This window comes from Corynebacterium sp. S7 (assembly GCF_054401105.1).
Window position 1 is genome coordinate 1,541,021 of record NZ_CM136760.1, and the last position, 24,652, is coordinate 1,565,672.

The 24,652-nt window shown below is 57.0% G+C and carries 26 protein-coding genes; 4 read left to right on the forward strand and 22 right to left on the reverse strand.

The window, feature by feature from the left end:
- The first annotated feature begins 27 nt into the window (after positions 1-27).
- Positions 28-528, forward strand: a complete 501-nt coding sequence (locus tag ACXZ66_RS07395) for an SRPBCC family protein (protein WP_458747801.1) — start codon at positions 28-30, stop codon at positions 526-528.
- 71 nt (positions 529-599) lie between these two features.
- On the opposite strand, the gene ACXZ66_RS07400 is transcribed toward ACXZ66_RS07395, so the two are convergent.
- From ACXZ66_RS07400 to ACXZ66_RS07410, 3 genes are read right to left on the reverse strand one after another with little or no spacing between them, the layout of a single operon-like run.
- Positions 600-776, reverse strand: coding sequence for a hypothetical protein (locus ACXZ66_RS07400; protein ID WP_458747803.1), 177 nt, complete (start codon positions 774-776; stop codon positions 600-602).
- Positions 777-800: 24 nt separating this feature from the next.
- Positions 801-1,508 carry a YceI family protein gene (locus ACXZ66_RS07405; RefSeq protein WP_458747804.1) on the reverse strand — a complete coding sequence of 236 codons (708 nt, stop codon included), beginning with the start codon at positions 1,506-1,508 and terminating at the stop codon, positions 801-803.
- Between the two features lie 7 nt (positions 1,509-1,515).
- Complete coding sequence (locus ACXZ66_RS07410) at positions 1,516-1,857, reverse strand: hypothetical protein (protein WP_458747805.1); 342 nt, start codon at positions 1,855-1,857, stop codon at positions 1,516-1,518.
- A gap of 116 nt (positions 1,858-1,973) precedes the next feature.
- Between ACXZ66_RS07410 and ACXZ66_RS07415 the strand changes: the two genes are divergently transcribed.
- Complete coding sequence (locus tag ACXZ66_RS07415) at positions 1,974-2,345, forward strand: RNA polymerase-binding protein RbpA (RefSeq protein ID WP_458747806.1); 372 nt, start codon at positions 1,974-1,976, stop codon at positions 2,343-2,345.
- A gap of 71 nt (positions 2,346-2,416) precedes the next feature.
- Here ACXZ66_RS07415 and ACXZ66_RS07420 read toward each other — a convergent pair whose 3' ends face one another.
- From ACXZ66_RS07420 to ACXZ66_RS07450, 7 genes are all read right to left on the reverse strand, one after another.
- Positions 2,417-2,827 carry a RidA family protein gene (locus tag ACXZ66_RS07420; RefSeq protein WP_458747807.1) on the reverse strand — a complete coding sequence of 137 codons (411 nt, stop codon included), beginning with the start codon at positions 2,825-2,827 and terminating at the stop codon, positions 2,417-2,419.
- Between the two features lie 30 nt (positions 2,828-2,857).
- Positions 2,858-3,859, reverse strand: coding sequence for a polyprenol monophosphomannose synthase (locus ACXZ66_RS07425; RefSeq protein WP_458747809.1), 1,002 nt, complete (start codon positions 3,857-3,859; stop codon positions 2,858-2,860).
- 46 nt (positions 3,860-3,905) lie between these two features.
- Positions 3,906-5,375, reverse strand: a complete 1,470-nt coding sequence (gene lnt / locus ACXZ66_RS07430; protein WP_458747811.1) for an apolipoprotein N-acyltransferase — start codon at positions 5,373-5,375, stop codon at positions 3,906-3,908.
- On the reverse strand, positions 5,372-5,926 hold the full coding sequence (locus tag ACXZ66_RS07435) for an FxsA family protein (protein WP_458747813.1): 555 nt from the start codon (positions 5,924-5,926) through the stop codon (positions 5,372-5,374). The genes lnt and ACXZ66_RS07435 overlap by 4 nt, the downstream gene beginning before the upstream one ends.
- 75 nt (positions 5,927-6,001) lie before the next feature.
- On the reverse strand, positions 6,002-6,706 hold the full coding sequence (locus ACXZ66_RS07440; RefSeq protein ID WP_458751318.1) for an SDR family oxidoreductase: 705 nt from the start codon (positions 6,704-6,706) through the stop codon (positions 6,002-6,004).
- A gap of 45 nt (positions 6,707-6,751) precedes the next feature.
- Positions 6,752-7,531, reverse strand: coding sequence for a 4,5-DOPA-extradiol-dioxygenase (gene ygiD, locus ACXZ66_RS07445; protein WP_458747815.1), 780 nt, complete (start codon positions 7,529-7,531; stop codon positions 6,752-6,754).
- Positions 7,528-8,646 carry a M24 family metallopeptidase gene (locus ACXZ66_RS07450; RefSeq protein WP_458747817.1) on the reverse strand — a complete coding sequence of 373 codons (1,119 nt, stop codon included), beginning with the start codon at positions 8,644-8,646 and terminating at the stop codon, positions 7,528-7,530. Before ACXZ66_RS07450 ends, ygiD begins: the two co-directional genes overlap by 4 nt.
- 46 nt (positions 8,647-8,692) lie before the next feature.
- On the opposite strand from ACXZ66_RS07450, the gene ACXZ66_RS07455 reads away from it, so the two are divergent.
- Entirely contained in the window at positions 8,693-9,250 is a 558-nt protein-coding gene (locus ACXZ66_RS07455) for a trypsin-like serine protease (protein WP_458747819.1), read from the forward strand.
- On the opposite strand, the gene ACXZ66_RS07460 is transcribed toward ACXZ66_RS07455, so the two are convergent.
- From ACXZ66_RS07460 to ACXZ66_RS07510, 11 genes are all read right to left on the reverse strand, one after another.
- The gene (locus tag ACXZ66_RS07460; RefSeq protein WP_458747821.1) at positions 9,237-11,993 is read right to left on the reverse strand and encodes a DEAD/DEAH box helicase; all 2,757 of its coding nucleotides are present in this window, start codon (positions 11,991-11,993) and stop codon (positions 9,237-9,239) included. The two genes, ACXZ66_RS07455 and ACXZ66_RS07460, sit on opposite strands and share 14 nt — an antisense overlap.
- A 9-nt stretch (positions 11,994-12,002) precedes the next feature.
- Positions 12,003-12,953: a twin-arginine translocase subunit TatC gene (tatC, locus tag ACXZ66_RS07465; RefSeq protein WP_458751320.1), complete on the reverse strand. Its 951-nt coding sequence runs from the start codon at positions 12,951-12,953 to the stop codon at positions 12,003-12,005.
- A 59-nt stretch (positions 12,954-13,012) separates the two neighbouring features.
- Positions 13,013-13,330 carry a Sec-independent protein translocase subunit TatA gene (tatA, locus tag ACXZ66_RS07470; protein ID WP_458747823.1) on the reverse strand — a complete coding sequence of 106 codons (318 nt, stop codon included), beginning with the start codon at positions 13,328-13,330 and terminating at the stop codon, positions 13,013-13,015.
- Between the two features lie 54 nt (positions 13,331-13,384).
- Positions 13,385-14,323 (reverse strand): helix-turn-helix transcriptional regulator, encoded by a 939-nt coding sequence (locus ACXZ66_RS07475; protein ID WP_458747824.1) that lies wholly within the window; start codon positions 14,321-14,323, stop codon positions 13,385-13,387.
- The gene (locus tag ACXZ66_RS07480) at positions 14,316-15,242 is read right to left on the reverse strand and encodes a helix-turn-helix transcriptional regulator (protein WP_458747826.1); all 927 of its coding nucleotides are present in this window, start codon (positions 15,240-15,242) and stop codon (positions 14,316-14,318) included. The genes ACXZ66_RS07475 and ACXZ66_RS07480 overlap by 8 nt, the downstream gene beginning before the upstream one ends.
- A gap of 15 nt (positions 15,243-15,257) precedes the next feature.
- Complete coding sequence (gene pafA, locus ACXZ66_RS07485) at positions 15,258-16,676, reverse strand: Pup--protein ligase (RefSeq protein ID WP_458747827.1); 1,419 nt, start codon at positions 16,674-16,676, stop codon at positions 15,258-15,260.
- Positions 16,677-16,681: 5 nt separating this feature from the next.
- Positions 16,682-16,864, reverse strand: a complete 183-nt coding sequence (locus ACXZ66_RS07490; RefSeq protein WP_458747828.1) for a ubiquitin-like protein Pup — start codon at positions 16,862-16,864, stop codon at positions 16,682-16,684.
- A gap of 66 nt (positions 16,865-16,930) precedes the next feature.
- Entirely contained in the window at positions 16,931-18,493 is a 1,563-nt protein-coding gene (gene dop, locus ACXZ66_RS07495) for a depupylase/deamidase Dop (protein WP_458747830.1), read from the reverse strand.
- Positions 18,494-18,521: 28 nt separating this feature from the next.
- A complete protein-coding gene (arc, locus tag ACXZ66_RS07500) occupies positions 18,522-20,033 on the reverse strand; it encodes a proteasome ATPase (protein WP_458747831.1) in 1,512 nt (503 codons plus the stop codon).
- Between the two features lie 9 nt (positions 20,034-20,042).
- The gene (locus ACXZ66_RS07505; RefSeq protein WP_458747832.1) at positions 20,043-20,876 is read right to left on the reverse strand and encodes a tRNA (adenine-N1)-methyltransferase; all 834 of its coding nucleotides are present in this window, start codon (positions 20,874-20,876) and stop codon (positions 20,043-20,045) included.
- A gap of 43 nt (positions 20,877-20,919) precedes the next feature.
- Positions 20,920-22,152, reverse strand: coding sequence for a M18 family aminopeptidase (locus ACXZ66_RS07510; protein ID WP_458747834.1), 1,233 nt, complete (start codon positions 22,150-22,152; stop codon positions 20,920-20,922).
- Positions 22,153-22,191: 39 nt separating this feature from the next.
- Here ACXZ66_RS07510 and ACXZ66_RS07515 point away from each other — a divergent pair, with 39 nt between their 5' ends.
- Complete coding sequence (locus ACXZ66_RS07515) at positions 22,192-23,004, forward strand: RecB family exonuclease (protein WP_458747836.1); 813 nt, start codon at positions 22,192-22,194, stop codon at positions 23,002-23,004.
- On the opposite strand, the gene ACXZ66_RS07520 is transcribed toward ACXZ66_RS07515, so the two are convergent.
- Entirely contained in the window at positions 22,996-24,648 is a 1,653-nt protein-coding gene (locus tag ACXZ66_RS07520; RefSeq protein WP_458747837.1) for a formate--tetrahydrofolate ligase, read from the reverse strand. The genes ACXZ66_RS07515 and ACXZ66_RS07520 overlap by 9 nt on opposite strands.
- Between the last annotated feature and the right edge of the window lie 4 nt (positions 24,649-24,652).

Consider the following 24,652-nt stretch of genomic DNA (forward strand, 5'->3'; position numbering starts at 1 on the left):
CCAGATTTTTATGAGTACCCTTGGGGCATGCCACGAAACAAAGTCGGCCGTATTGAAAACGGCGCCCTCATCATTCCGGTTGAATTTGATTATCCGCAGCAAGAGGTATGGGACTTTCTGACTACTTCAGACACGCTGGTGACTTTCTATGGGGCGTTTACGGGTGACCCGGCCTCGGGCGAGATCGAGCTGGCCATGGTTGAGGCCCCTGATCAACCGGGCAAGGTGGCGATTAATCGCTGTGAGGCTCCGGACCTTCTCGACGTATCCATCTACGATCCGAATGGCGCTCCGTGGTCGCTGGTGCTGAAGTTTGCGGCTCGCGGTGAGGATCGCACGGAACTTGAATTCATTCAGGACATTGTTGGATTCGAGTCGATGGCCGCAGATGTTGGCGCGGGTTGGGAATTCTATCTGGATCGCTGGAAGGTGGCGATGGCGGGAGGGGACGTCACCGAGATTGTCTGGGAGGAGTACGCGCCACTGGCTCAGCAATATGAGCCTGAGGTACCGCCCAAACAAAGTTAGTTGACATAATGTACATTATCGGACAACTGTTATTACAGGGCTAAGCCCCTAATTACGTCAGTGTGACGTAATTACTTGGGACTCCTGTTCGACTCTTGGTAAGCCTTATACAGCTGATATGCCGACAGCACGGCCAAAAACACGCCGATGGCAGCAATTAGCCACATTCCTTGCCAGGCGACGAAGATCGTAAACAAAATAACCACGATCAAGCGTACCCAGATGGCTGGGATCATTTTCTGAGCCAACGGAATTCTCCTTCAGGTGCTAATTTAGCCCGACGCTTGCGCCAGGTTGATGCGCAGATTAACTTCGCCTTCTTCAGCAATCTTCGCGGCAACAAATTCTGGCGACTCCACGCCGTAGTCGTTTCGATTGATTGGAATGTTTCCGGCAACGATGATGTCCCGCCCGGAACGCACCACGTCGAACGTTTGGGTGATTTCCTTGGTTGTTCCATGGATGGTGAGATCACCGGTGAGCTCCACGCTGCCGGCCGTACCATCGTCAGGAAGGTTCGACACATCCGCAGGCTTAGTCAATACGAAGGATGACTCCGGATACTGATCTGTGTGGAGGATCTTCTGGCGCACATTTACGTCACGGACATCCCTGTCTGTGACGATATTAGTCATGTCGACGACGATTTCCCCGGCCTTTACCTGGCCACCTTCGATGGTTACGTTGCCACTGACTCCAGTTGTCGAACCCGAGGTAACCTTGCGCTCTGCAGGCAGAACCTCATAAAAGGTAAACCCGGCGGAAGAAGAATTCGGCCCGGGTGCTGCACTTACATCCCATTCCCCATCAACCTCAACGGTTGCAGGCTGCGTCCTTTGAATATTGACGCCCTCAGTCTTTACACCAGTCCCCATTGCCAGCGTGTATACCATTGGGAACAACGCAAACGCGGCTAGTGCCAAGATCACGACTACGGCGAGAACCAACAAGACATTGGTTGTCTTTGATCTTTTCTGCACGCCTACCTCAATCTCTCAATCTTTCAATCTCTGTGGCCATAGTGACTAATTCATCACACAGCACGTTTATCTCATCCGGATCCGCGCCTTCTCTGGACGCTGTAGCAATATCTTCCGCGGCGCAGCGAAGTGCATAAAGATTGTCGCGGAGATCGTCTGCCTTTTCCGGGCGCATGATCACTGCATCTTGGGGAATGGGAGTTCCTGAAATGTTATTACGCTGCTCGTAGGCACGTTGCTTACAGGTGGCACTGCAGTATTTCCGACGACGGCCTCTCCCCTTTTGCTGAGCCAATTCGCGGCCGCACCACAGGCAGGTGGGGCTTTTTGGCTCAATGTGAACAGTCACGGCTTCATATACTAGTCCACCCGTGGAACAAACTAAATGTGTTGGTCGTTATAATGGGAAGAACGGTATTGGTGCCCCCCTTATAGGGCATTTTGAATTGAAGGGATGGATGCTACATGGCAGATCGCGTATTGCGCGGAAGCCGCATGGGTGCAGTCAGCTACGAAACTGACCGCGACCATGACCTCGCCCCACGCCAGATGGTGAAGTACCAGACCCCATCAGGCGAAATCTTTGATGTTCCATTCGCTGATGACGCGGAGATTCCAGAAGAATGGATGTGCAAGAACGGCCAGATGGGCACCCTCATTGAGGGTGAAGGCGTTGAGTCAAAGCCAACCAAGCCACCTCGCACCCACTGGGACATGCTGCGTGAGCGTCGCACGATCGAAGAGCTTGATGTTCTTCTTGAAGAGCGCCTTGAGAGCCTGCGTAAGCGTCGTCGCAGCGCTGCTCGCTTGGCAAAGGAACAGCAGGGCGAAAGCTAAGTAAGCGCAAAGATAAAAGTTAAGCACCCAGACTTGTCGGAGTCTGGGTGCTTAACTTTTTGTTCTGAGGACTATTTGCCTAGATAGGCAACAGCGGAGATCTCCACAAGGAATTGAGGCCGAGCCAACGCCGCAACACCAACAACCGTATGCGTTGGTAGCACGGGGCCGGTAAAATAGCGGCCCCGAGCAATGTTGACCACCGGCGCGTGAGTCACGTCGACGAGGTAGGTCGTGGTGGAGATGATGTTGTGAATGAAGCCTCCGGCTTCCTCGACCACGGCCTGTAGGTTCTGAAAGACTTGCTCCGTTTGAGCTTCGATGTCGCCTTCTCCGACGATGTTCGCGTCCTCATCGAATGCGACCATTCCGGAGATATAAAGGAAGTCACCGGCTCGAACCCCATAGGAGTACTGGGTTCGCTCGGCAGGACCTTTGGGCAACCGAGCCGGCATGATGGAACGAGGTGCTGAGTCAGTCATGGTGTCTTCCTCTCGGGTGAAAACTCAGGCTTAGACTTCGCCGCGGGCGTGCTTGACTTCGTGGTCCAGCAGCTTGGCGCCTTCGGATACTAGCCCCGTAACCTGGTTCGTGCCTTCCTTCACCTTGGTAGGAACCTCTGCCAGCTTCGAGTTCTGAATTTCGTGCTTTCCCAGCTTTCCTAGCTCAGAGACCATTCCGGTAACCTGTTCGACACCTTCGCGGAGTTTTTTCGGAGCCTCTGCCAACTTCGAATTCTTCAGCTCGTGGCCCAAGAGACTGCCGGCATAAGAGGCGGCTTCCTTGAACTGGCTCAGGCGATGTTCGACACCCCACTTGGTGACCTCGACAAGGGATTCACCCGCAAAGCTTGCGTCCAGCTTCGACTCACCCAGCTCGCGCTCGGTGAACGTGATGGGAACCTCGCGTACATCAAAATCCTGCTGGATTGCGCGGAACGCAAACTCAGTCTGGAAGATGTAGCCCTTGTTGGAGAGCTCGTGTACATCGATGGTTTCAAACACTTCGCGACGAATCGCGCGGTATCCAGCCGTCATGTCCTTAATATCGCCGGTGAGGGCGAGAGAAATGTACAGATTGCCACCCTTGGACAAAAGGTAACGCTGCTTTGGCCAGTTCACAACCTTGCCACCCTCGACGTAACGGGAGCCGATAACGAGGTCGGCGCCATCGTCGATCTGCTCAAGCAGGAGGTGAAGTTGCTCAGGAGCATGGGAGCCGTCCGCATCCATTTGAACTAGGACTTCGTAGCCCTTTTCCAGGCCCCACTCGAAGCCAGCGATGTACGCGCCAAGGAGACCGTCTTTGGTTTCACGGTGCAGCACATTGATGCTGTCATCCTGCGCGGCTAGTTCGTCTGCCTTTTCGCCCGTCCCATCGGGGGAGCTATCGTCGACCACCAAGATATCCACCTGCGGAGTGGACTTACGCACACGGCCCACGATAAGTGGGAGGTTCTCTACCTCGTTATAGGTGGGGATGATTACCAGCGTTGAGTCACTAACCTTGGACAACGTTCCGGGCTCCTTTTATTTCGGGTGGTGTGATCTACGCATGAGCTTACCTGCGCTTGCGTAAGACGACCGATGCAAACATCAATAATACGCCCATAGCAACGAGAATCCATTCAATTATTTGACCGTATCGTGCAGAAAAGGTGACAGAATCACGCAGTGGCAACGTCTCTGTCAGGGTGCCCGCCTCAAACATTCCAGTTTCCTGGGAGACTGTCCCATCTGGGTGCACGATCGCTGAGACACCAGACGTTGCCGCAACGACAACCGCCCGGTCAAGCTCGATTGCTCGCATCCGGCTCATGGCCAGCTGCTGATAAGTCATGTCTGTGAAGCCGAAAGTAGCGTTGTTCGTTGGCGTGGTCAGGATCTGCGCACCATTGAGCACAGCGTCACGGAATGCCGCATCGAAGATGACTTCGTAGCAGGTTGCAATGCCGACAACAATCCCGCGCATAGTCACAGTGCCGTTGCCGTCGCCCGGTTTGAAGTCTCCGGCAAGGTCAACGTACTCGGAGAACATTCTTAAAAAGTCACGCATCGGCATATATTCGCCGAATGGCTGCAGGTAGATCTTATTGTGGTGGTCTCCTGTGCCCGTCTCTGGGTCAAACACGACCATCGTGTTTCTGTCGCCCACTTCGTCGCGCGTAATCGTGCCTACAAGGACGGGGGCATCAATGGCGGCGACGGCGTCGTCGATAAGCGAGCGTGCTTGTGGATCTGTGAACGGATTGACGTCAGAAGAATTTTCGGGCCAGATGACAAGGTCGGGCTCTTCGCCGGACTCTGCGAGCTTATGAGTTTCGCGCGCATGGTTGGCCAGGACGGCTCGGCGCTGCGCATTGAAGTCAAGACCCATGCGCGGGACGTTGCCCTGAACTGCGGAAACAGTGACCTCGCCCGTGGTGTGATCGGGATTGTTCACGAAGAATCCGGCGCCGACTGCAAGGACGAGTGGCACTGCGATGGCGGTGATTCCCCCACGTAGTGAAGTAAAAAGGCCTACGATGCCACAGCCGATGATTGCCGTGGCGAGGGTGACCAAGGCCGGCCCGCCCCACGGAGAGAGGTCGGCGAGAGGGCCATTGATTTGGCCCCAGGCGAGGCGCACCCAGGCGAACCCGCCGAAGGGGAAGGACGAACGGGCGAATTCGACGGCCAAGTAGATGAAGGGAAAGGCGATAAAGCCCCACTTTCTGCGCGCGATCAAGACTCCGAAAGCGCCGGTAGCGAGGGCATAGAGTGCCAAGACGATCGAGAGTGCGATGTACGGCAGGTTCCCTACAAACTCTCCGATCCACGGCAGCAGGAACAGGTAAAGAACCAGAGCGTGGGTAAACCCGAGTAAAGCACCGGCCCAAGCTGAGGGACGGTGCTGTTTCCATGGAACGAGGGAGGCATAAAAGAGCGCGATCCCCAGGATGCCTCCGCCCCACCAGCCGATAGGCTCATTGGAGACGTAAACAAGGATCCCAGAAACCGCGGCTAGAAGAAGCCGGGCGAGAAGGATCATTTACCGTCCTTGAAATCGTCCGGGTCAACGCTCTTAGACCATTCTTTGATTTCCTCTTCGTCTATCACCATGTCATTGATATCACTTCGATCCATGGGGTGAGTATAACCCTGCGATGGATGTTCGCGTCGTGCGCTCGCATCGCTGAAAGAACCGTACTGCGTGTGCTGCTGAGCCATGGGAGACTGCTGATACATGCGCACGCCGAAGTCCTCGATCCCACTAGTCAATCGACGAGCAGCACTGCGACGAATGATGGCGCGAGTTGGACCAAAGACGAGCAAGAGCCCAATTATCGACGACACAAGGCCGGGAACCAAGCTAAGCACCCAACCCGCCATGATCAGAGCTGTGTCGCCTGCAATTCGACCGGAGTTCGCCTGAGGAGCGCTCGCGGACGCCAACGTGCGGCGCAGGGAGATGCTAGCGAAAAGCGAACCGAACAGCATCAATCCGACGGCGGCGAGGATGGCCCAACCATATCCAATCCATGCACCTAAAGCGATAAACGCGATCAGTTCGACGAGCACATATACAAGCACTACAGGCATGGTGCCAGACTACCTTCCCCGCTGCTTAAGTATCTACCGGGGGTTGCTGTGGGCATGTTGAGAGTTTTGGGTGTACTAGCGGGGCATTTTGCGCCAGATGGGGCGAGGAACGAGATTCATCACCCACGCCAGAAGCTGAAGCTGCCGGGGAATCCATACAGTGCGACTGCCCTTCTTAGACATCGCCGATACAACGTGCTCAGCAACGACATCGGGAGTCACCGACATGATTGCTGGTTTCATTCCTTCGGTCATCGACCCGATGACAAAGCCCGGGCGCGCCGTGATTAAGCGGAGATTTGTGCCGTGGAGGCGATCTGCTAAGCCTTGGCAGAAAGCATCGAGGCCTGCTTTCGTGGAGCCATAAACATAGTTCGCTCGCCGCGCGCGCCAGCCTGCAATCGAGGAAAACGCGATGATGTCACCGGAAGTCATTTCATCCGCTAGGACGGTAAGGACAGAGACCTGCGCGAGGTAGTCTACCGTGGCGATCTCTGCGGCGTGGTGCTCATCGACCTCGGCGCGCTGTTGGTCGCCAAGAATTCCGAAGCTGACAATGGCAGTAGTTGGCTGGGCATCGCGGATTAAGTCTCGGTGGGAGTTGAGATCGGTCGCCTCAAAAGCCACCGAGCGGACATTGGTTGCTCCGGCCGTGCGCAGCAGCTCAATGTTGGCTTCGAGCGCCTCGGGGCGACGCGCCGCCAGCACGACATCGCGCCCAGCGCACAGGAGCTGGGCGACTTCGATGCCGATATCGCTTGTGCCGCCGAGTACCAAGATTGGTCCAGAGTTCGTGCACGCAAGTGTACTGGGAGGTACTTTGCTTTAGTTTGTCGAGTTAACGGTGAAACCGGTCATCGACAGCGAACCCATGGTGCGCTGCTTGTTAAATTCGCCCACCTCGGTGTCCTTGAGCGCAGAGGCTGCACCTGCGATATAGGCCAGAGGCAAGAAGTGGTCGGGAGTGGGCACGGCGCGTTGGTAGGCCTCATGCGATTCCAAGGCGGCTAGGCGCTCTGGCTCGGTGGCCATGAGCTCAGCGGCAGCTTCATCGAAAGAGTCGGCCCAGCCGAAGCCGGTATCGCCTGCCTGCCATTGCACCATGGACAGGTTGTGTACGACGTTGCCAGAGCCAACGATGAGCACGTTGTTCTCTTCGGCCAGGCGGGCTAGCTTCTGGCCCAAGTTGATGTGGTGCTCGAGAGGTTTGGTGCCGTCGATAGAAAGCTGCACCACCGGGATGGTTGCTTCTGGGAACATGTGCTTGAGCACAGACCAAGTGCCGTGATCGAGACCCCAGTTGAAATCTTGCTCGACAATGGTCGGCTTCGCAATGTCGGAGACCAGTTCAGCGATCTCTGGGTCACCTGGCGCGTGGTATTCAACTGCGTTGAGCTCGGGTGGAAAGCCCCAGAAATCGTGGATGGTTTTCGGATCGGTCATGGCGGTGACGCCGGTGCCGCGGGTGTACCAGTGGGCGGATACAGACAGGATGGCGCGTGGCGCCATGGTCTTGCCCATTTCGGCCCACGTGCGGGTAAAGGTGTTGTCTTCGATGGCGTTCATTGGCGAGCCATGACCGACGAAGAGTGCTTGAGTGGTCATTGAAGATCCTTTGTTTGAAAGTTTAAGTTTTCTACTGCTGTAGACGTTACAACAACAATGTCCTCAATCCTTATTCCCCACTCGCCTGGCTTATAAATTCCCGGCTCGATGGAAAACGACATCCCCTCCTGAATCTCCACGTCGCTGCCCTTAATTATGAACGGGGCCTCGTGCATTGCCAGGCCGATTCCGTGGCCAAGGCGGTGAGTAAACCACTGCCCGAAACCGGCCTCAGTGATAATGTCACGTGCCACTGCATCCAGCTCACCTGCGGTAATACCTGGGCGAACCGCATCGCACGCCGCCTGCTGCGCCCGCTGCAGCACGCTATAAGCACGCAGGAACTCTTCGTTTGTTACCTCTCCCACCTGGTAGGTGCGCGTGGAATCGGAGTGATAGCCCACGCCCACGGTGCCCCCGATATCAACTACCACTGGGTCGCCTTCTTCCAGCACTCGGTCAGAAAACAAATGGTGCGGGTTGGACCCATTTGGGCCAGAGCCGACAATGACGAAATCCACCACGTCGTGCTCTTCCAAGATCAGTTGCTCCAGATCAGCAGCAACTTCGCGCTCGGTTCGGCCCGCACGCAGCAGGGACGGCACCTGCGCATGCACTCGGTCAATGGCGCGGCCTGCGAAGCGAAGCTGATCCAGCTCGGCGGCATCTTTGGACATGAACAACTCTGCGAGTACGTCCGTGGCCAGGACAGTCGAGTTTTTCGCGGTGCTTTTCTCGTCGAGAAGCGACTGCAACCTGAAGACGTGATCGGCCGTCAGCGAGGAGCCAAGCCCGACCGTACCGCTGCCCAGCGGGGCGACGGCGAGCTCGTAGACTGCGTCGCCATCTTGCCAACCGATAATGTCCACGCCCTCGAGCGTAAGTGTGCCAATATCGGTCATGGGCGCAACCAGGCGCGGACGGCCTGTGGCTGGGATTGTCAGCGCCGTGAGCCGCTCGTGGGAGGAAATCCACGAGCCAGTGAGATAGGCGAGCTCGGGGCCGGTGCCCACAATCACGCCGGCGAGCGAGCGCTGTTGGCACAGCTCCTGGGCGCGCGTGATGCGCTGCGTGTACAGGGATTGGGGAAAGGTGGTCTCGATAGATGTGCTCATAAAGATTATGGTAGACCCGTTGCCACTTCGGGGTAGTCTGGGTGGCGTGCTCACCTCAACACTTGTCCGGATTACCAATGGCAATCGCTATTGCACCGGCACCCTGATCACCCCAAATACGGTGCTCACCTGCGCGCACTTCTTCCGCGAAGAGACCTACAACACTTATGTCTGGGTCGCGGGGCGCCGACTGATTTACACCGACAAGAAGATTTTTTCGGGCACCGACGTCGCCCTTTTGACCCTGCCTACAAGCATTTCGCTTGGCGACGACTCCTACCCCGAACTCGGCCCAGCGCCCAGACTCGGTGCAGCAACGGCCACGGTGGGCTTGGGTGGCACGGAACGTCGTGACGGTACCTATCGGATCCGCGCGGGACGCTACCTCTTCCCTGTTCCCTTCTCAACCTCGCGGGATATGAAGACGACGGTGCGCCGTGGAGGGATGATCTTCAACGTTAATGCAGCAATTAAGGGCGACTCCGGCGGGCCTGTGTTTGTGGACGGCAAGATTGTGGGTGTGCAATCGATGATTACAGACCCCTTCAATCTCAACCTTCACCTAGCCACGATTGCGCTGATCGGGCACCTTAATCTCCGATAGCCACTACGCCACGGCGAATCGCACCGACCGCGGAGCGCGCTGAACGCTTGATCCCATCGGTGTAACCGGTCTTGGCAATCTGCTCGAGAAGATCGATCACCTGGCGACACCAACGCACGAAATCGCCCGGGGTGAGCTCCGCACCGGACTCTTTCGCCGCCGCGAGGCAATACCCGAGCGGTGCGCCGGCCGCCCATTGGTGGATAGCCAAGGCGAATCCAGACTCTGGTTCGCGCGTCAGTGGCAGCTGGTGGCGTTGCTCGTCGGCAATAAGCTCCTGGTAGATCCGGATCGTATCGTTCATTGCGTCAGCCATGCGATCGGTCGCGGCCTCTGCCGATCCGCCCGTTGTCTTGCGGTTTTCAAACACGCACAAAGAGGTCACACCGGCGAGCTCTGCCGGATCGAGCTCATTCCAAATGCCGCGGCGCAGGCACTGAGCCACGAATAGGTCAGAAGAGTTGTGGATCTGTGCCAGCCGCTCGCCTTCGTCTGAGATCTGTGCCTCGCCATCAACGATGTCCACGTAATTCAGCTCTGTGAGCAACCCGATAATGCGCTCGAAGTGGCGGCCGAGAGTATCGGTGGCACGATCAACGCTGGCCTCCAGCTTGTCTAGCTTGCTCTGCTCACGAACCAACTCATTGGCAACGCGGGCCAGCATCTCCCGGTCCGTCGCGGGCCAGGAATGCACCGGATGCTCGCGGATGGCTTCACGCAGCGCAACCATCTGCTTCGTCGGGCGCACGCGAGCCTGTTCTTTCAGTTTCTTCGGTGCGTTGAACTGCCCCTTGTGCAGTTGATCGACGATCCGGCGCGTATGCCTGCGCGGTTGATCACTGACGTGGCGAGGGACCTTAATATGGCCAACTACCACTGGCGGGTTCCGGAACGCAGCACTGTCGATGCGGCCCGACCAGCCCCGCTCAGTGGTAATCCACGGCCGCGGATCGTGCTGCTTACCTGCGGGGGCGACCACCGCTGCCAGCTCAGGCCGCTTCTTGGAAGGAAGGGCAATCACGTCACCGACGCGCAGGCGAGAAAGGATCTTCTCGGTTTCCTGTTGCCTGTCGTCGACGGCGAAGCGCTTCGCGTCCTTCTCTGCCTCCGAAAGTTCGCGGCGCAGCTCCATGTACTCGACTAGCTCGTCTGCGGCATCGTCGGAAGTCGGCGCGAAGGAGGAAATATCTTTGTCGAGCTGCGCGCGCAGCTTGTTCACCTTCGACTGGGCCCGCTCGATTTCTCGGACCTCACCGACGACGGAGCCGTCGGCTTGGTACTGGGCGAAAGACTTCTCAATCAGGCGTAGCGAATCGTCGTAACCGTTCATGGCCAGCAAGTTGATGGCCATGTTGTACCCAGGTGTGAAGGTAGAAATGAGCGGATACGTCCGAGTTGAGGCCAACCCCGCTACGGCCTGCGGGTCCATCGCAGGCGCCCACTGCACCACCGCGTTGCCCAACACATCGATGCCACGCCTGCCAGCACGCCCAGTCAACTGCGTGTACTGACCGGGAGTGAGATCAACATGGGCTTCCCCATCGAATTTGACCAACTTTTCCAGCACGACGGTGCGCGCCGGCATATTGATTCCCAGAGCCAGCGTCTCGGTGGCGAACACCGCGCGCACCAGCCCCTTGACGAAGAGCTCCTCGACAATATGGCGGAAGCCCGGCAGCATACCTGCGTGGTGCGCAGCAAAGCCCCGCGACCATGCAGTGCGGAGCTGACGGAAGTTCAGCACCTCAAGGTCTTCAGCGGGGATGCCTTCCACGCCCTTATCGACGATGGCCTTAATCTCTTCCGCCTCTTCAGGCGTAGTCAACTGCATCCGCGAGCGCACGCACTGGAACAAAGCACCGTCACAGCCCGCGCGAGAGAAGATGAACACAATCGCCGGCAACATGTCCTTGCTACCTAAAGCACGAATCACCTCGGGGCGGCCAGTTGGCAGGAAACGGTCCTGGGTCCGATCTGCACCGCTGCGCCTTCCTGCCGAACGGGCACGGAAGCCCTTGCCTTGCTCATAATCATCCCGGCCTTCTTCAGCGACACCGGACTCGAGGCGGGCAATCTTTCGCTCCAGTTCCCGGTTGACTCGGCCGTCTTCGCCGGGCTCGAAAAGCGGGTAGATCTGCTTGCCCACCATCATGTACTGGCTCAGCGGGACCGGACGGTGTTCCGAAACGATGACGGCGGTATCACCGCGCACGGTGGTCAGCCACTCGCCAAACTCCTCGGAGTTCGACACTGTGGCGGACAGACCGATAATGGAAACTGACTCATCAAGGTTGAGAATGACTTCTTCCCACACAGCACCGCGATCGCGGTCGGCGAGGTAGTGGATTTCATCCATGACCACATAGGCTAAACGATCTAGCGTGGGCGACTGCGCGTAAATCATATTGCGCAGCACCTCGGTGGTCATGACGACGATTTCCGCAGAACCATTGATGCTGACATCACCGGTAAGCAGCCCGACTGCTTCTTCCCCATGCTCTTCGACGAGGTCGTGGTACTTCTGGTTGCTCAAGGCCTTAATCGGCGTGGTGTAAAAGCACTTTGTCCCACGGTGCAGAGCCAGCGATACCGCGAACTCGCCGACGATAGTCTTTCCGGCACCTGTGGGGGCACACACCAAAACACCGCGGTCCTGTTCGACCGCGGTGCAGCCCTCGATTTGAAACTCATCGAGGGGAAACTTCCGACTAGCGCGGAACTCATCCAAGTGCGTAAGTGTCATGCCCCTACATTAGAGGACATCGTCAAAATAGTCGCTCGAGGGGAGGTCCTTCTTAGCGGTTGTAATAGGTGGGTTGGAAGCCGGAGTCGTTGAAATAGGCGTTGCGCGCTCCACTGGTTGTGGAGCTGAGATTCCGCCTGGCTTTTCTTCGTCGCCGAGTGCGGAAGACGCATCGTCGTCAAGGTCCATCCAATCGGGGCGCGACTTCGCCCGGCGTTTGTCGTTGATGCGACAGAACTGGAAGGCCATTTCAACCAAGATGTTGATTGCAATTGCCAGGATGACCATCGAGTAAGGGTCCTGGCCTGGTGTCATGAACGCTGCGAAGATGAAGATCACAACGATGATGATGCGGCGCTTGCCCTTGACATGCTCATATTCGAGCACACCGATGATGTTCAGCATGATGATGATCAGAGGGACCTCGAAACTGACACCAAAGATCACCGTGAGTCCGAGGACGAAACTGTAATACTTATCACCAGTCAGCCACGCTGTTTGGAACTGGTCGCCCATCGAAAGCAGGAACTCAAGACCAACATCCAAGATGAAGTACGCGAGCAGTGCGCCTGCAACGAACAGTGTGACGGCCAAAGCCACGAAGATAAAGGTGTAGCGCTTCTCTTTGCGGACCAAACCGGGAGTGATGAAGAACCAGATCTGGGACAGCCAAATCGGAGAAGACAGCACCAAGCCGGCAAGTGCACCAACCTTCAAACGAAGCATGAACATTTCGAATGGGCTTGTTGCCAGCAGGCGACATTCCTCATTCTCGCCGAAGGAGACTCGCAGATCTTGAGGCAGGTTGCAATAAGGTCGGCGAATGATTTCACCGAGTGACATCATGCCAAAAGGCGCGTTTTGATACCAGATGAAGCCGATGATGGCGCCGATGCCAATTGCCACCATGGAGATGATCAAACGACGACGAAGTTCCTCAAGGTGTTCCTTTAGGGCCATCGTGCCGGTTGGGTTCTTTTTCCTCTTCTTGCTCCTGGTTTTTTGCTCAGCCACGAAACTTAATTCTGAGGGTTCTGCTGTGGGTGCTGGTTAGGCTGCTGCTGAGGTGCCTGCGCCTGTGGGGCTTGAGGTGCCTGCGCCTGCTGGCCTGGCTGGTTTTCTGGGCGATCCCAGAAATCCTGCTCTGGCTGCTGCGTTGCTGCGATCTGGCCCTGATTTTGTACTTCGTCCTCGTTCTTCATTTCCTTGACTTCGGACTTGAAGATGCGAGCGGAGCGACCTACGGAACGCGCCAAGTCAGGCAGCTTCTTTGCACCGAAGAGAAGCAAGATAACAACGAGGATGAGGATGATTTCCGTTGCACCAAGGTTTGGCATGTGAAAGCCCTTTCAAAGTAAGTGATGCCTTGCCGTTGAGTTCTAACTTAACAGCTAAACGTCGTTGTTCGAATGATCATATCCCTCCAGCGCGCCAATTGCTCGTTTCGTTATCTCATCTGCGATCGTTTGAGGTGAGAGCACGCGAATCCGGTCAGCCTGACTCAAACAAAAGCGCACCAACCAGTCCTCGCTGCCATAAGTCATTTGCGCACTGAACCAACCTGAGTCCGTTTCCTCACCGAGTTCAATCTCCCAATATTCGCTCAGCCATGTCGCCTCTGGAGCGATCAGCAACTCGGCGAATTGGTCGTCGGAGAAGCCAAAAGGGTCGGTGTCGTCGAATTTCTGGGTGGGGGCGGTGCTTTTCTCGTCGAGAAGCGATGCTTCACTGATGCGATCGAAGCGGTAGCTCTTGCTGGTTGTGCCGTCCCATGCGTTGAGGTAGGTTTGGCCGTCGCGGTGGAAGAGGCGCTGCGGACTGACCTCGCGGACCGACGAGGTGTCGGAAGACGCTGAGCGGTAGGTGATGGATAGTTTGTGGCCTTCTGCGATGGCCTGGGCGATGACGGTTGCAACGGCGCCGTCTTGACCTGCAACGGAATCATCGATGCCGGCGTTGCCCAACACGTTGCGAAGTTTGTCTGCGGCGGAGGTGACCGCTTGCTGATCAACGAGGCCGGGCAGAGTTTCCAATGACTCCAAAGTCAGCAGCAGGGCGCTTGCTTCTGTGGGTGTTAAGCGCAGAGGCTTGTCTAGGCCTTGATCGTTGATCACGGTGACGCCGGTCCAGTCCGCGACAAGATCAATCATTTCTCCGGGACCATTGCCAATTCCGGTCAGATGGAGGCGACGGAACGCGTCCATGATGTCGGCAGGCTCTGCGTTGAGATCACGGGCAACTTCCATCACTGTGGAATTCGGATGTTGTTTCAGATATGGGATCAAGTTTAAGGAGTTGACCAAGCTTTGCATTTTGGATGGATTATCCATGAGATCCTTCCGCTTTCTTCAGCAGTGCGATAACGTCTGCGCGAACATCTTCCGGTTCGATAACCACGGCATCGGGTGCAAAACTCGCAGCAGTCCGAACAAACCAGTCACGCTCTACGTCTGTGAAAGTCACGGTGTCACCGTTGCGAGTGCCCTTATCGACGAGTTCGTGGGCCTTGCCCTCGGAGACTTTCACGGTTGCATTGACAAGCGGGCCGCGCAGCGAATCCTCCACCACTTCCTGGAGAGGACGAGTGGCCGGGACGAATTCATCGGTGCGGAGCCGCTTGACGTCGGTGACTCGCAGGGCACGGAAACTGCGCTCCGCTTGGCGCTCGACATCCCAGCCGACGACATAGGCGCGATTGTTCAGCGCGACAATTCCCCAAGGATCCATTACGCGACGCTGCTTTTCGGCAGTAGGTGTGGGCTGGTATTTAAAACTCATCCGCTGCTGATTGCGTACGCACGCCGTCACCGCTTGCACAGTTTCCGCTGGGACGCGAAGGACATCGTTATCCACCGAGGTCAGCGGGCCATCATCGAAGGTGCGGGTGGCACCGGAGGCCGCAAGCTTTGTCCAGCCCGAGCGTGCGAATGCGCCGAGACTGCCCTGTTGCCCCAGATCCCCGGCAAGACCTAAGACCGCAGCCTCAGATTCTGTGAACTCGATAGGCGGGAGTTCGTAGGTGTCCTTGTTTACCCAGACTGTCCCTCCCTCCATCCGAGCGGGAACACCAGCGCGGCGCAGCGAGGCAACATCACGAGTTAGCTTCTTGTGAAAGGTTGCCTCGGAAAGGTCACGATCGTATCCATCGACGTGGGCATGGACCCACTCATAGCTCCGAGGAGACTCGGCCCCAAGCAGGGCAAACGTGAGATTGGTCAGTCTTTCCACTGATGCGTCTTCTGCGCTCATCACTTGCCCTTTCGCTTAGGATTCGGTGCCGTCCTGAGGTTGTGAATTGTGTTTCATATACTCAATCAACTCGTCGACTCGAGGGTCCTCGGTGACGAAAGGATCCAGCATTTCAACGACCTTAGGCTCTGGGCGATCCACCTTCAGATGGACCCAGTCGACGGAGATCGAGGCGTTGTACTTTTCGGCGGCTGCCAGGAACTTGCCACGCAATGTTGCGCGGGTGGTCTCCGGGGCCGTGTCTACGGCATGTGCAATGGCCTCGTCGGTAGTCCAGCGCTTCACCGCGCCCTTGCGCTGCAACAGGTAGAACAAGCTGCGCTCGGGGTGGATATCGTGATAAGTCAGATCGATTTGCTGCAGCTTAGGGTGGTCGTACCCTTCCTCGGGTCCGAGCCCCAACTTCGTGCGGTACCTGTCTAGCAAGGTGCGCTTGATTACCCAGTCGATTTCGGTGTTCACCGAGGAGAAATCCTGCGTCTCAATTGCGTTGAGAGTGCGCTCCCACAGATCAATGACGCGGCCCATTTCCTCATTCGAAGTGCCCTCATCGGGGCGGACCTCAAGCCACTTCTTCGCAGAGGCCAAAATGGACTGCTGGACCTCAAGCGCGGTGACCGTGCCCCCGCCGACAAGGTCGAGCTGCGTGGAACCTGTGGCGTCGTCGGCAATCTCGCGAATGTGCAAGATTGGGTTTTCCATCTCGAAGTTTTCCAGGGCAAAGCCTGCCTCGAGCATCTCAATGACCAACAGGGTCGAGCCCACCTTCAACGCAAAGGTCGGCTCGGCCATGTTCGAATCCCCGACGATCACGTGCATTCGGCGGAACCGATGCGAATCACCATGAGGTTCATCTCGGGTATTAATGATCGGGCGGGTACGCGTAGTTGCTGAAGAAACACCCTCCCACACCTGGTCTGCGCGTTGTGACAACACGAAGCGACCGTCCTTGATCAGACCGGCCCCAGCGATAAGTTGGCGCGTAATCATAAAGGGCAGCAGCTGCTTGCCGAAAGACTTCAGCACCATCTCGCGGCTGATCAGGTAGTTTTCGTGGGCACCGTAGGAATTACCCTTCGAGTCCACGTTGTTTTTGAACAAGTAAACTTGCCCGCCGATTTTGTCGTCGGCAAGCGCCTGCTCTGCTTGAAGCGCAAGGTTGTGGAAGATCTTCTCCCCCGCCTTGTCGTGGTTAAGCAGCTGAGTCAGGTCGTCGCACTCGGCAGTCGCGTACTCAGGATGTGAGCCGACGTCGAGGTAGAGTCGGGCCGCAGACGGGGTGAAAATGTTAGAGCTAGAATGCTTCGCGACGATCGGGCGGAACAGGTAGCGAGCTACCTCCTCCGGCGAAAGCGCTGCTTGTCCATCACGGATGGCTGTGATACCAAACTCTGTTTCCACGCCCATGATGCGGCGGGTATGAACTGTGGACATGCGGTTTACTGTCCACCCTTTTGAACGTAGGAGCGCACAAACTCCTCTGCGTTCGTTTCTAACAGACCGTCAATCTCGTCGAGTAGGTCATCTGTACCAGTGGTGTTGATCTGTACCTGACCGGCCTGGGTTTCGTCGATCGGGTCGTCGCCGCCACCAGTGTTTCCGTGGACTTGTTGCTGTGCCATGAGTTCTCCTTCAGCTTCTTCAACTATGGTCTAAGCGTTTTGTCTTCATTCCACACTAATCGTGAACTAGTGCGAATGTGGCTTATTAATGTGATCACGCTCATGATGAGTGTGGTAGTAGGTTGGGCTCTGATTAATCTCCTCGAGGGCCGCAATGAGTTCATCTGTCGTGGCCGAGTTATTCAAAATCTCGCTCATCTCCTCGCCGGTGAACTTATCTACATCCGTGATCGCAATTTTCGCGGTGCCCTCGGAGTATTTGACAATCACGGTCTGCCAGCTCGAAGCAATGACATCGTCGCCGAACTTCTCGCTGACGCGTCCGCGGAAGTACGCGCGCGAAGATTCGGGCGCTTCGTGGGCAGCACGCTCAATCTCTTCTGCCGAGACCAAAGTTTTCATCCGGCCCGCGCGCACGAGTGCGTGATACAGGGACTTCTTCGGGTCAATGTCCGAGTATTGCAGGTCAATGAGCTTGATTTTCGGGTCAGAAATGCTGACCCCGCGGTCTAAGTAGCCCTTGATCAGGGCATATTTTGCGGTCCAGTCGAGGCGATCCGCGGTGGACAAGGGATCGCGCTCGAGGTCGTCGAGAAGCTCGGCCCAAAGCTCGATGACCTTGGTGTCCACCTCGTCGGTGGCCACAACGCGGTCGCGGTAGATGCGGAGGATGTCAATGGCGGTAAGTTCTCGACCGTCCTTGAGCTTGAGCTTGTGCGTCAACGTTGGGTCGTGGCTGATGCGCTTGAGTTCTTCAACGCTTTCGACGAGAGCGAGATCTGTGAAATCGACCTCGTTCTCAATGGCGTCAATAACAAGCTTGGTCATGCCCAACTTCATGAAATTGGAGTACTGGGACATGTTTGCGTCGCCGATAATCGTGTGCAGGCGACGGTACTTCAGCGCGTTCGCGTGAGGTTCGTCGCGGGTGTTCACGATGCCACGGTTCAGGGTGGTCTCCAGCGAGATTTCCTGCACAAAGTAGTCAGCGCGCTGGGACACCTGGAAGCCGTCTTGCTCGCCTTCAGGACCAATGCCGACGCGGCCGGCGCCAATGATGACCTGACGGGTGACGAAGAATGGAATGAGCGCCTTGGTCAACTCCTCAAAATTGGTGGCACGAGAGTACTGATAGTTCTCATGCGAGCCGTAGGATGCGCCCTTGCCGTCGACGTTATTCTTGTATATCTTCAGCGGAGGACAAGGCTCGTGGCCCTTCAACACAGAGACACCCTGATCGTAGAGCGTCTGGATATTCTCTACAGCGGTGTTCAAAATGTGGTCGCCTGCGGCATCGTAAATCATGGCCTGCCAAGCATCAGGTACCTCTGGCGAGGCGTACTCGGGGTGCGCGTGGTCGACGTAGAAGCGGGCGCCGTTGGTGGTGACTACATTGGCAACACCAACGGCGTCCGGCTCCACAACTGGGACCGTGTGGTAGCGCTTGAGGTTGAATCCGCGGGCATCTTGCAACGGAGCCTCATCTTCGTAATCCCAGCGCGAGCGGGCACCGGTATTCATCGCTGCATAAGCCACCACCGCATGGGTCGAGGTGACTATCGGACTCACCTCGGGTTGACTCGGTGTTGCAATTCCGTACTCAGTCTCAGTTCCCATGAAGCGTGTCATGGATTACACACTAGCCGATCAGCCCCGATTAGCCGACGACTTCCACCGAAATTACGCGCTTGCCCTGGCGCCCCGTAATCCGCGACCACTCATCGGGGCTGGCGGTGTTGGGAAGGTCTTCGCTCTCGTCTTGCTCAGCGGTCACGGCGGCGCGAAGATGGCCGGCATTCAGACCCATTTCGCTAACTCCCGCGATGTGGTCCTTGATGGCCAACTTCTTTGCGCGATCGACAATATTGGCAATCATGGCACCAGAAACGAACTCTGAATAATTCAGGACTTCAGCGGAACCGTCGATCATTTCCAGGCGTACATATGGCCGCGGCGCGAACAAAGCACTCACGCCTGCGTCGATAAGCTCTTCGATCGTGCTCTCATGCGGGACATCTTCGGTGAGGTGGCGGGAGAAGATATCGGCGGATTCTTCTCTGCCAGGACGATCGATACGCACCTTGATATCCAGGCGGCCGGGGCGCAGAATTGCCGGATCAATGAGCTCTTCGCGGTTCGTTGCGCCGATGACGATGACATTGGAGATGCCTTCAACGCCATCGATTTCGGTGAGCAACTGCGGCACGACGGTGGTTTCCATATCGGAGGAAACACCGGAACCGCGGGTGCGGAAGATGGATTCCATCTCGTCGAAGAAGATGATCACAGGACGACCGTCGCTGGCGAGCTCTCGCGAGCGCTCGAAGATCAGACGGATGCGTCGCTCGGTCTCGCCGACGAACTTGTTCAAGAGCTCTGGCCCCTTGACGTTGAGGAAGTAGGCCTTGCCTCCGTCACCGATCCGTTGCGAAAGCGAGTTCGCCACGGCCTTGGCAATCAGCGTCTTGCCACATCCCGGAGGACCGTAGAGCAACAACCCTTTCGGGGGGTGCAGGTCGTACTTGCGGTACAAATCCGGGTGAGAAAATGGGAGCTCGACGGAGTCCTTGATCGTTTCAATCTGGGGGCCAAGGCCACCGATGTCATCGTAGGTAATGTCCGGAATCTGCTCCAAGGAAAGCTGCGCCACTTCGGTCTTGTCTACGCGCTCAACGGCGAATCCTGCCTTCGCGTCGATGAGGACTGTATCGCCTGCCCGAGAGGTGGCACGCATCGGGTGGGTCAGATGCACCAGCGACTCGTTGCCCAACTGATCGGCCACGATCGCGCGATCGGTACCCACTTTTTCAATCAGGGTGGCAAGCGTGCCAGTATCGCTAAAACCGCAGGCCTCGACCACGACAGACCCCTCTCCCAAGCGGACCAGTGCGCCTGGCTCCAAGGTTCCTGGTTCAACATTCGGCGAGACTAGAAGGCGCATCTGGCGGCCACTGGTAAAAACCTCTGCTTCCCTGCCCCGGTTAGAGCCAGAGAGGTAAATGCCGTAGGTCGATGCCGGTTCACCCAGCGCATCAACCTGGGCGTGCAAATCCTTTAATTGATCGCGCGACTGCTTCAGCAGCTGCGCAAGCTTCGCATTTCGCGAACTTAAGGATTGAACCTGACGCTGCAGGTCACGGTTTTCATTCAGCGCTTCCTCGGAACTCATGGTTCAAGCTTAGCGACGTGCCTTTCGCTGCGGGCGAGGGGGCGTGACTCCGTCTGCAAGACGCCTAGTCCACACCAAGAAAGCCGTATGCGCATTCATCCGGTGCTCCGGGCGAGTAGCCAAGCCCTCGACCTTCCACTCGCGCAGCAAGGTTTCCCATGCACGAGGTTCCGTAAAGCACTTGGCCTCGCGAATACCTTCCATGACGTTCATCAGCTGAGGAACGGTGGCCACATAGGTCATGAATACGCCGCCAGGAATGAGCACGTCTTTGACCGTGTCAATGAAGTGCCAGGGCTCAACCATATCCAGGATCACGCGATCGACAGGTCCGCCCAGATCTTCTTGGGTGACCTCGCCGAAGTCCCCTAGGCGAGGAGTCCACCACTTCGGATGCTCACCGAAATAGTCTTCGACGTTGTCTTTGGCATATTGCAGGTGATCGTCGCGAATCTCGTAGGAAAACACGTGGCCTTCAGGGCCAACGGCACGCAACAGGGACATGGTCAGGGCACCAGATCCGGCACCAGCTTCGAGCACTCGGGCGCCCATGAAAATGTCGCCCTCAACAAGGATCTGGGCCGCATCCTTTGGGTAAATCACTGCGGCACCACGTGGCATGGACAGGACATGGTCGACCAAAAGATGGCGGAAGCAGAGATAATCCGAGCCCATCGCTGATTTGACCACCGAGCCCTCGTCGGCGCCAATGATGTCGTCGTGCTCGATGTGTCCCTTGTGGGTGTGGTACTTCGCTCCGGGCACCAGCTCAATGGTGAAGTGGCGACGCTTGGCATCGGTGAGCTGGACCTTGTCGCCAGCTTGAAATGGGCCTGAGTACATAAAAGCGAAAGACCTCCGTAAAGAGTGCGCGTGTGAGACGAATTTAGTGTCCGGTCAAGTATGCCGTAAGAGCTTGCTTAAACCATATTTGGTCTTGGACCCCAGCGAGCTCACGCGCTGAGTGCATGGACAACAGCGGAACCCCGACATCGACGGTGGGAATTCCCAGGCGCGTCGCAGAAATCGGACCAATGGTGGAACCACACGGCACTGCGTTGTTGCCCACGAACGTCTGCACCGGCACATTGGCGCTGCGGCACGCATTGATCCACATGGCTTCGGTGACCGCATTCGATGCATAGCGCTGATTCGCGTTGACCTTCAATACCGGGCCGTGGTTGATCAGCGGATGGTGCGTGGGGTCGTGTTTGCCCGCATAATTTGGATGCACCGAGTGCGCCGCATCCGCAGAGACGAGCGAGCTCGCAGCAAACATATCCATTGGATCGCCCCACTCCCTGGCAATTTTCATCAAGATGCGCTCAAGTAAAGGGCCACCTGCGCCTGTGGTTGTTTGCGAGCCCACCTCTTCATGGTTAAAAGCCGCCATAACCAGGATGTCTTGTGCATCATCCTTGGCATCAATCAACGCCTGCATCGAGGCGTAGACGCTGGACAAATTATCCAGGCGCCCCGCAGCCAAGAACTCATTAAAGACTTCCCCTTCGGCCGCATCTGCGCTGATCAGCTCGTGGGAAACAATATAGTGTTTGTCCACGTCAGCGGCCTCAGCGACGATGTCCATGATCGATTCGGGGTTGCCCTCCCCCTGGCCAGCCCCCTTACCGGCCACCGACAAAATCGGCTGCATGTGCACCTGGCGATCAGGATTAAACTCAGAGGATCGCTCCAGATGAATGGCCAGGTGCGGAATCCGCGCCACGGCACCGGTGTTCACCAATCGCTGTGAGCCATCGGCTAGCACAATCCTTCCCGCAAAGGTCAGCTCGCGGTCAAACCAGCTAGCCAGAATCGGCCCACCATAGACCTCCACCGCCAGCTGGTGAAAACCATGCGCGCTAAAGTCTGGCTGCGGCTTGAGCATGAAACCAGGTGAATCCGTGTGCGAACCGATAATCCGGAACGAGGGATTGGGCTCGTCCGGAATCCACCAGGCAATCACTGCCCCACCGTCAACATAGACGTGCCCACCGGGTGAGGCCGTGAGGTCCTCCACAAACCCATGGCTCACCAGGGTGTCAGCTACTTCCCTTGCCGCGTGAAACGCCGAGGGCGAAGCCGAGATGAATTCGATCATGTCGCGTATGTGGTCCATGTCTGTCCACTTTATGCACCCTCTATGATGGAATCCATCATGACACCACGACCAATTGCGCTCTCCCCTTCCCGTGCCTCCGACTACAATCAGTGCCCGCTGCTCTACCGGCTCCGCGCCATTGACCGCATCCCCGAGGAAAAAACGCTTGCCCAAATCCGCGGCACGCTTGTCCACGCGGTCTTGGAGGACGTGCACAGCTGGTCGCGGGAGGAGCGCACCTATCCGGCCGCGGTGAAGCGGATCAAGCCGAATTGGTCGAAGATGCTTGCAGATGATCCAGAGATAGCATCGCTTGTCGACGACGAGACAGCGTTTTTCGTTGAGGCTCGCTCACTTGTCCGTGGCTATTTTGAGATGGAAAACCCCCAAGGTTTTGACTCGTCGGAACAGGAACTTTACGTAAGTACAGTCCTGCCCAACGGTGTGCCTGTGCGCGGGTTCATCGACCGAGTAGATGTTGCGCCTTCTGGGGAGGTACGCGTTGTGGACTATAAAACGGGTAAGAAACCACTTCCCCGTTACTCACAGGACGCGCAATTTCAGATGCGCTTCTACGCGCTTGTCTACTGGCGCTTGTTTAAGACGGTGCCCTCGCAGCTGCGTCTGATGTATCTCAAGGTGTTAGATTCGATGATTCTTACCCCATCGAAAGAAGAACTTGAGTACTTCGAGCGCGACTTAGGCGACTTGTGGTCAAAGATCGAGGCCGATGGTAAGTCCGGCTCCTTCCGCACCAAGAAATCCAAGCTCTGCGGGTGGTGTTCTTTCCAGGACATGTGCCCTGAATTTGGTGGCACGCCACCGCCGTATCCCGGATGGCCGGGATCGACGGCAGACACGTCAGAATAGACCGGTGATCTTGCCGTCGACCACGTCGATGCCCATGGCGGCAGGCTTCTTCCCCAACCCCGGCATCGTCGTCACGTTCCCTGTCATTGCCACGATGAACCCTGCACCTGTGCGCGGCCGTAACTCACGCACATGCAATGTGTGACCCTCTGGTGCACCGAGCAGTGAGGCATCGTCGGAGAATGAGTACTGCGTCTTGGAGATACACACGGGCATGGCATACCAGCTGTTGCGTTTAATGGTCTCCAAATCTTGCAGTGCTTTTGGAGAGTATTCGACGCGGTCGGCGTGATAAATTTCGCGGGCAATTGTCTCGATGGCGGCCTCGACGCCCTTGTCGCTGTCGTAGAGCTGATGCGAGGAATCAACAAGGTTGTCTAAGAGGGTTTCGGCTAGCTCGATGGCACCCGCACCGCCCTGTGCCCAGACATCGGCTTCGGCAAGAGCGACGCCAAATTCCTTCGCCCACGCCCGCATGAAGTCTCGCTCTGCCTGCGTATCGCTGGAGAAGAGGTTGACTGCCACGACAGGCTTGACGCCGAACTTGCGCATGTTGTCCACGTGTCGCTCGACGTTGACAATGCCTGCCTTGAGAGCCTCAAGGTTTTCCTCAGTGAGCTTATCTCGCTCGACGCCGCCGTTGTATTTCATGGAGCGGATCGTGGTGACTACGACGGCGCCCGCGACATCGAGGTCACCGTAGTGCGCCTTGATATCGAAGAATTTCTCGGCACCGAGATCGGAGCCGAAGCCAGCCTCGGTGAGGACGATATCGGCGTACTGCTGCGCGGTGGTGGTAGCGATCAGCGTGTTGCAGCCGTGAGCGATGTTAGCGAATGGGCCACCGTGGATCAGCGCCGGGGTGCCACCGAGAGTTTGCACCAGGTTGGGGTTCACGGCTTCTTTGAGCAGGGCCGTCATGGCACCTTGAGCTTGAAGATCCGCTGCTGTAACTGGTACGTCATCGTAGGTGAAACCGATGGTAATCTCGCCGAGGCGACGCTTGAGATCATCGAGGTCGGTGGCCAGGCCTAGAACGGCCATGATCTCGGAGGCTGCGGTGATGGTGAAGTTGGTTTCGGTAGGAACGCCCTGTTTTGGGCCACCAAGGCCGGTGACAACGTGGCGCAGGGAACGATCGTTGACATCGAGGCAGCGCTGCCAGGTCACCTTCCTCGGATCGATACCAAGCGCGTTACCTTGCTGGATGTGGTTGTCAATCATCGCGGCAAGTGTGTTGTTGGCCGAGGTAATCGCATGGAAGTCACCGGTGAAGTGCAGGTTGATGTTCTCCATCGGCACAACCTGGGAATAGCCGCCACCAGCGGCGCCTCCCTTGATACCCATCACTGGGCCGAGTGACGGTTCGCGCAGTGCCACCATTGCCTTGTGCCCAAGGGATGCCAATGCGTCAGTCAGTCCAATCAATGTGGTGGACTTTCCCTCCCCCGCTGGTGTGGGTGATACGCCGGTAACCAAAACAATCTTGCCGGGTTTTTCTGCGGGCGTGACCTGATTCAGGTCAACCTTGGCCATGTACTTGCCATAAGGAATCAGCGCGTCCTGGCTGATTCCTGCCTTCTCGGCAATGTCCGTGATGGGTTCAAGGTGATGGGCTTGGGCGATATCAACGTCTGACAGCATGTTC